Origin of the sequence: Okeania sp. SIO2B9, from assembly GCF_010672505.1 — a bacterium.
In the GTDB taxonomy this organism is placed as follows: domain Bacteria; phylum Cyanobacteriota; class Cyanobacteriia; order Cyanobacteriales; family Microcoleaceae; genus Okeania; species Okeania hirsuta.
Window position 1 is genome coordinate 1 of sequence record NZ_JAAHGK010001071.1, and the last position, 2,701, is coordinate 2,701.

The 2,701-nt window shown below is 39.2% G+C and carries 2 protein-coding genes; both read left to right on the forward strand.

Annotation, left to right across the window (positions count from 1 at the left end; genetic code table 11):
• Positions 1-166: 166 nt before the first annotated feature.
• Positions 167-955, forward strand: coding sequence for a lipopolysaccharide assembly protein LapB (locus F6K13_RS27335; protein ID WP_287289031.1), 789 nt, complete (start codon positions 167-169; stop codon positions 953-955).
• 98 nt (positions 956-1,053) lie between these two features.
• Positions 1,054-2,694: a tetratricopeptide repeat protein gene (locus F6K13_RS27340; RefSeq protein ID WP_287289033.1), complete on the forward strand. Its 1,641-nt coding sequence runs from the start codon at positions 1,054-1,056 to the stop codon at positions 2,692-2,694.
• Positions 2,695-2,701 lie beyond the last annotated feature (7 nt).

Sequence of the window (2,701 nt, forward strand, 5' to 3'; positions counted from 1 at the left end):
ATTCGACCCGTAAACATACAGGCTCGATGAGGCAACTGGGGCAAATGAAGCGCTCAAAATCTCAAAGTGCGGACTTTGTTGACGGGGACTTAGAAACCCCGTCCGTCTACACGGCGGGGTAGTTCATGGAAACATTAGTCTGGCTATGGGCCAAGTATAAGAAGCTATGGGTTGGTACAAAAAAACCCTTGCTGCTCAACCTGATTGGGCAGAAGTCCATGCTAATATGAGTAGTCTATATGGTATGCAAAAGCAGTGGCAGCTAGCTATAGCCTCTTATCAAAAAGCTATCACCCTCAAACCAAATATTGCTGGATTTTACCGAAACTTAGCAAAAATTTGGGAGTTGCTAGGTAAGCCAGAGTTAGCAGCACAATGTTCTTATCAAGTATTAATTATAGAGCCACAGTCCGCAACAGCATCAGAATGTTTAAGTCTGGGTAAGAGTCTTTTTCAGCATCAGAAGTTGACTGAAGCGATCGCTTGTTATAGGCGAGCAATTGAGTTAAATCCTAATTTATTTAAAGCTTATCATTTATTAGGAGATGCTTTGATAATTCAGGGTAATTTGGATGAAGCAATAAGCTATTATCAAAAAGCTGTAAAACTCCAACCAAATAAATGGAGAGGTTACCAAAAACTAGGGAAAGCTTTAATAGAAAAAGGTGAATTTACTGAAGTATTCAAGGCTTTTCAACAAGCTATAGAAATCAACCATAATTCTATTTGGTCTTACCCAAAATTAGGTCTGAGTTTGATGAAATTAAAACATTGGGATGCAGCGATTAATGCTTACCGTAAGGCTATAGAATTAAATCCCAATCATCCTAATAATTACTATGTATTGGGGAAAATTTTAGAAGACAAAAATCAACAGAATGAAGCTATAGTTATTTATCTTCTGTATGTTAGGTGGGTGACAGCGGACTTTCAAGAGTTTGGTTTCTCGCCATAAATATTGTAGCCTTTTCATGTTGCGTGATTCTTAACCCACCCTAAACACTTAATTTAATATTCCTTGAACAAACACTCTTTAAAAATAACTAATAACTGATGAAGGAAAAAACTCCAACTCAATATTTCCAACAAGGCCAACAAGCTTTTGCCGCAGGCCAACTAGAAAAAGCTGTTACTCTCTATCAAAAAGCCATCGAACTTAACCCCAACTTGGCCTTGTATTACCAAAGTCTAGGGGATGTTCTAGTTCAAATAGGTAAATGGGGAGAAGCAGCTACAGTCTATCAAAAAGCGATAGAACTAAAGCCTACTTCTGCATTGTCTCATCATAATTTGGGAAAAGTCCTAGTTAATCAAGGTAATCTGGAACAAGCCATCGCTTCTTATTCCCAAGCCATTAAGATTAATCCTAATTTCTCAGAATTCTACATTAGTTTAGGAGCAGCTTTAGTCCAAAAAGGGTTACTTTATGAAGCGATCGCTCATTTCCAAAAAGCTATTTCTCTAGAACCTGACTCTAGCATTGCTCATCAAAATTTAGGAGTAGCTTTAGAAAAACAAGGTCAGATTGAGGAAGGGATAATCTGTTATCGAAAAGCAATTGAAATTGACCCTGGTTTCTGGGAAGGATACCAAAAATTAGGAACGGCTTTGACAAAATTGGGAGACTTCCATCAAGCTGCCAAAATTTACTTAAAGGCTTGCCAAATAATTCCTAATTTTGCTACAGTTTATCATTATTGTGGGGAAGCCTTGGCAAAATTGCATCGGTGGGATGAAGCTATTGCTGCATATCAGAAAGCAATTGATTTGTTGGGCGGGCAGAAAAACACTACCCCTACAGCAGTAGTCTATCACCAGTTTGGATATCTTCTAACCCAGCAAAAAAAATGGGATGAAGCTATCTCAGCTTATAGAAAAGCAATCGAACTTCAGCCTAACTCCCCAGATGTTTATCACCATTTAGGATATGCTCTGGCTCAACAGCAAAAGTGGGAAGAAGCAGTTACAGCTTACCGCAAAGTTACAGAACTTCAGCCCAATTCGCCAGATGTTTATCATTATTTAGGATACGCTCTCTCTCAACTCCAACAATGGGAAGAAGCAGTTGTAGCTTACCGCAAAGCTTCTGAACTTCAGCCCAACTCCCCAGATGTTTATCATCACTTAGGTCATGCGTTGATTCAGTTAAAGCAGAATGACTGGGCAGTAGCAGTTTTGCGCCAAGCAATAGAACTTAATCCTAACTTAGCTGAAGCTTATGGAGACTTGGGCAAAGCTTTGAGTAATATTAAACAGTGGGATGAGGCGATCGCTTCTTTGGAACGTGCCATTAAACTTAATCCCAATTTAGCTGAGGTTTATAGTTATTTAGGGGAAGCTTATGCCACACCAAAACAGTGGGATAAGGCTATTGTAAATTATCGTCGCGCTCTGGAGCTTAACCCCAAGTTACCAAAAGTTTACCATAGTTTGGCTTTAGCTTTGGTGCAGCAACAAAAATTTGATGATGCTATTGTCAGTTATCGGCAAGCTATTGAACTAGGTATTAATACAGCAGAAATTCACCATAAGTTAGGTCATACTCTCAGTAAACTAAAACGGTGGGAAGAAGCAGTAGTTAGTTATGGTAGGGCAGTAGAAATTAATCCTAATTCGGCAGCAGTTTATCATGTCCTGGGAGAAAGTCTTGTCCAACTAGAAAGGTGGGATGAGGCGGTGGTAGCTTTCGTATAAGCTACCA